The organism is Gemmatimonadota bacterium (assembly GCA_030747075.1).
In the GTDB taxonomy this organism is placed as follows: domain Bacteria; phylum ARS69; class ARS69; order ARS69; family ARS69; genus ARS69.
This window is the reverse complement of the sequence record JASLLL010000055.1, coordinates 1-5,152: the sequence shown is the minus strand read 5'-3', so window position 1 is coordinate 5,152 and position 5,152 is coordinate 1. Positions and strand designations below refer to the sequence as shown.

Genomic DNA, 5,152 nt, shown 5'->3' with positions numbered 1-5,152 from the left:
GAAGGCGGGGCCATAGCCCCGTCGAGGATCGAGTCCGCGTCAGCGACGCAGCAGGGCGCCCCCTGACGAAGCCGCAGCAGAACCCTGCCGCCCCCCCGGACTCAATAGCCCCATTCCGCCTTCAGATCGACATTCAGATAGCCGTCGCCTTCGATCGTCCCCGTTTCTCCCTGGAGGAGGAACATCTCCGACAGGCGGTACTCCAGAAGAAGCCGACGCTCCGGAGTTTCCAGTCGCTCCCTCGCCACATCCTCCGCGAGTCCCTCCCCGCTCCCGGACACCTGCTGCGTGTACCGGACGAAGAACCCCGGTCCGATGTATTTCCCCACGCCCACCTCGGGGACATCTCCCATGTCGATCTCGAACACGTCAATCCCCACTTCCCGGAGAATGTCCCGCCCGAAACGGTTTGCGAGCGATGCCCCCCACGACTGAAAGAGCGCGCCGGTGAACCCGCCCACCGGGGCGGCTTCCTCCTTCGGTTGGTCCCGCTTGATGCGCAGCGCGAGCAGTTGGTAGATCTCCGTCTCCGTGTACCCGCTATCCGAGGTGCTTTCGATCTGCGGAGATCCGAGCGTTCCGGAGATGTGAATCTCCACTTCTTCGTCGAGCACGGTGGTATGTACCACGCAGTCCACATAGGACGCTTCGATGTCCGCCGGGTCCGTGAACTCGATCTCCGCCCGGTCCACATCGAGTTCCGTATTGAACAGCAGGTACTTCCCCCGAAGCGACCGGAGCTGCCCGGTCAGGCCGACGAAGTCCTCCGTGGCCCTCAGACGAACCTCTCCCGATCCTTCTACCGTTCCGTCGGCGGACTTCAGCCACAGATTCCGGTCTCCGGAGAAGGTCACATCGGCCAGGACCATGGCGCGAGTGAACCCCAGATCGGCGTCTTCCTCTCCCTCCGGCGCGGGAACATTCACGCCCTCCGGAGCCGTCATGATTGCCGGGTCCGGCATCCACAACTCCTCCGAGACATTCAACGCGGACATATCCAGATGCCCTTCGATGAACGGAATCTCGCGGTCATCGCGCGTTCTCTTCGGAGTGATCCTGATCGATCCGCTGCCGGTCCCCGTGACCCCCGGATGCCCTCGATAATGGAAATCCTTCAGGCGAACGCCGAACTCATATCCCTGCGGGCGGAGCCCTTCCAGAGGAACGGTCCCGATCGCGGTGCCCTCCCCTCCGCGCCCGTCGTGAAACTCCATCTTTCGAAACTCGACGCCTGTCTCCGTGACCTCCACCTCGGCGCGGGTGATCTTCACCGGGTCGGCCAGTTCGGGAACCGGGGCCGTCCCGTCGTTCATGACGAACGCGCCGCGAAGTTCCGGCGCGGAGGGCGTTCCTCGAAGCGTGGCGGTCCCGCGCGTCGGGCCTGTTGCTCCGGCCAGCTCCTTCAGAAGCACCGACCAGGCGCCCAGGGACGCGCCGTCCACCGTGGCGTCGATTGCGAGGTCTCCGTCGGGGGGGAGTTTCGGCCCGCCTTCAAGCGGCCGCCAGTGAAGAGGCAGGCTGCCTGTCGCGGTCACCACCCCTCCGCCGACTTCCGCGCGCGCGCGTCCCAGCGACAGCACTCCATCCAGAAGCGTCCCCTCCGCCTCCAGCCGCGGCATGGCCTCTCCGCCGAATGTTCCGTCCTCTACCCTCAGCGCAATGTCCGCTCGCGGAGAGTCGGAAGTTCCGCTGATGACGGCGCGTGCCCATCCGCTGCCTCCGGGCGAAGGGAATCGCGGAATGATCTCCTGAAGGCGGTCGAGGTCCGGCAACTCCACCTCCACCCGCAGAGAGTCCATCTCCCATTGCCCGCCGTGAATCCACCCGCCGTCCGGCGCACTCTCCGCCTCGCCGATGCGCCGCGCCGCACCCGCAACCGACGCCTCTGCAAACCCGGCCCGGATCTCGACGCCATGAAACTCCACACGCCCCGCATTCATGGAAACGCGACCGCGGAGCTGCTCCAGAGCGTCCGCTCCGTAGGCTCCATCCTGAAGATCCAGGTCGATCTCCAGATCGGCTTCGCCGTCCGCGTTGCCCATTCTCACGCCGAACTCCAGACGCCCGGTCAGCGGTTCCGGAAGAAGAAGGAAGGGGGCGACATCCCCCAGCTCGATCTCCGTCCCCTTCGCCTCCATCACGACGCCCCCGCCTCCCGGAACCGTCAGGTCCGCGCGAACTCTTCCCGGCCCGCTCGACAGGTTCACTCCGGTCACCGACCACCCGGCCGGGGTGTGTCCGAAGGAGATGGGCCCGTCGTTCGCCCAGGTCTTCGCACGGTCCGCGGACACGGCGTCCAGCCGATCGAAACGCCCGGCAACCGTTCCCTCCGGGTCCCAGTCCACCCGCCCCGACAGATCAATGCGCCCACGCTCTCCGGCGGAAAACCCGAGCATGGAAATCTCGGCGCTCCCCGCCCGCGCGAGAACATCCGCGCTTCCCGAGTCGAGGGTCACGCCGCCATAGCCCAGGCCGGAACCCGACAGGCGCAGCCGGAACTCCGCATTCTCAGACAGCCGCTCCGACTCCACGCCGAGGTCGAGCGTGTCCGCGTGAACGCCGAAGAGCGACGCGTCTTCGAAGTGCAACACGCCTTCCAGCGCCGGTTCCGCCAGCGGCCCGACAAGTCTCACTTCCACCGAGGCCTCCCCGCGCAGCGCATCGGGGGGCAGACCGCCAAAGACCTCTCCGAAGTCGGAGAGCCCCGCCAGGCTTCCGCCGACTTCGAATGCCAGCCGGTCAAGCGCGTCCACTGAACCCACGCAGTTCAGCTCCGTCCCCCCGCGAACAACGCGCGCCCCGCGAAGAGTCAGCTCCCCGTCTGATGCGGAGAACAGTGCCGACCCGGCGTCCACCGGAAGGCCGAAGACCACCCCGGGACCGATCTCCACCTCCGCGATCCCCAGAAAACTGGTGCGCGTGAGTCCCGTCCCTTCGAACCGGACCGTCCCGCCGAGAACCGTCTGGCGTTCGATGGGCGTGGCCAGCACTTCGGACGGATCCATCGACCGAAATGTCGCGACCCCCTCTACCCGAAGATCCGTTCCCGGCTGCACGGTGCCCTGCGCTTCCACGACGGACTCCCCGACTGCCAGACGAAGCGCCGTCACCTGCGCGGATCCGTTGGTGAACTGTGCCGTGAGGTCGAGCTTTCGCTCCGGGCGATTCTCCTGCTTGCCACGCATGCGCCCCACCACGAGCAGCGAGTCCATCCGGCCCGTCGTCACCAGATCGATGTCCACCGACCCCGACAGTTGCGGGTGTTCCAGAGCGAACCACCCCACCACGCGGTCCAGCGCAATCCCCACTCCGGTCAGGTGGAGCTTCCCGGACCGCTTGCCCGTGACATCCACACTTCCGAGTCCGCTGATTCTCCCGCCGGCCACCTCCAGGTGAAGTCCGTCGGTCTGGAGAACGCCCCCGTCCACGGCGACGCCTCCGGTGAAGACCAGTTCTTCGTCGATCTCCCCGCGGCGAAGACGCGCCGACCCGGTGAGGATCTCCAGCGTTCGCCGGTCCCCCCTCATGTCCAGCGCACCGACGAAATGCAGCCCGGCCACTTCGCCGCCACCCGGGACCCTCACCAGGCCGTCCATCACACGAAGGTCCTTCACGAGCAGTCCGAACCCGGTCGCTCCATGCTCATCCGGGTCGACGGGAACCGTGTCGTCGCGGCTCTGATCGCCAGGGGAAAGCACTACCGCAAGCGTGGCGGCGTCGACCTTCGGGCGGAAGAACTTCAGCTTCTGAATCCGCAGGCGCCCCCTGAGAAGCCCGCCGAACTGATAGCCCACCTCCACGCGATCCGCGCTGATCACGGGGACTCGCACGCTGTCCGCCTCCGCTCCCGGCGCGGTGACGGAGAGTCCCACGACACTGACCCCGCTCCACGGTCGCCAGTAGAAGGCCTCGACATCCACGACCAGCCCGCTGACCTCACCCAGGCGCTGGTTCACCAGCGCACGAAGTCGCGGCGTGAGAACTCCCGACTCCAGCAGCGCCGCAAACAGGAACACGCAGGCAAGGACCAGCCCCGCCAGCCAGACCATGGTCGTCCGGATCACTCGCGGATCCACTCGCATGTCAGAACTGATGTCCCAGACTCATGTGTACTCTCCAGCGATCCTCCTCCGCCCCGCCTTCGGGAACGGGGAGGATCTTCAGCTTGCGGCCAACATCCAATCGTACCGGTCCCACGGGCGTCGGGATACGAACTCCGGCGCCAACCGAGTATCGGAAGGCGTTCTCCAGCGAACGCTGCGGGTCGTCCCCGGCATCTTCAAGGCGGAAGTCGCGCAGACGAACATCCCCCGGACTCTGCCACGCATTTCCTCCGTCCAGAAAGAGCCCGCCGTGCAGGATCCAGAACATCGGGAAACGCACTTCCAGATTCGCGAGAATGACGAAGTCGCCCGGTCCGATCTCCTGCTCCCGATAGCCGCGAACCGTCGCCGATCCACCCAGCTTGAACCGCTCGCGATCCGGAATCTCCTTCGAGTCCCCAAACGACTTCTCGTAACCGATCCGGAAGCGCGCGGCCGCCACCACGGCACCCGTCTTGCGATACCATGCCGACTCCATGTGCGCCTTCCAGAAGTCGTTGTCGCCGCCGAGGAGCCCACCCGAAACCTCCGCCGCGCCCCGGTTCAGGAACCCGCGCTCGGGCTGAAAGTAGTCGTTGCGCCGATCCCTCTCCACGGTGGATGCCAGGGTTCGCGTGAGGTCAGGGCGCGCGTCGTCGGGCGGTTCCGTCCCCGGGTCCGCGTCGACATCCGCCCACTCATTCTCCAGCGTCAGCCATGATCGCGTGAAGCGTGAGAACCTTCGGTTCACATTCACGCCCAGGCTCACGAGGCTCAGGTCGTACTCCAGTTGGTGGAGTGTTTCCTCTTGCCGGTAGGACTCCCGACGCCGTTCGTAGAAGAGATCCGCCGTCCCGGTGGTGCGCGTTCCGAAAAGCCACGGCTCCACGAACCGGCCCTCCAGTCTCGTCCGCACCAGGTCCGCCGGGAACAGTTCCGACGCCACAATCCCCCGCAGCGTCGCCTGCTTCCCCTGCCCCCAGAGGTTCCGGTGCCCCCACTCTCCCGACACGCGAAGCTGGTCACGCGTCCCGTACCCAAGGCCGACGCTCACAAATCGCATGTTTCGC

The 5,152-nt window shown here is 66.2% G+C and carries 2 protein-coding genes; both read right to left on the bottom strand.

Annotation, left to right across the window (positions count from 1 at the left end; genetic code table 11):
- Positions 1 to 101: 101 nt before the first annotated feature.
- Entirely contained in the window at positions 102 to 4,064 is a 3,963-nt protein-coding gene (locus QF819_11075; GenBank protein ID MDP6803692.1) for a translocation/assembly module TamB domain-containing protein, read from the bottom strand.
- Positions 4,065 to 4,083: 19 nt separating this feature from the next.
- Positions 4,084 to 5,152: BamA/TamA family outer membrane protein (locus tag QF819_11070; protein MDP6803691.1), on the bottom strand; the 1,069-nt coding region annotated here is incomplete at its 5' end.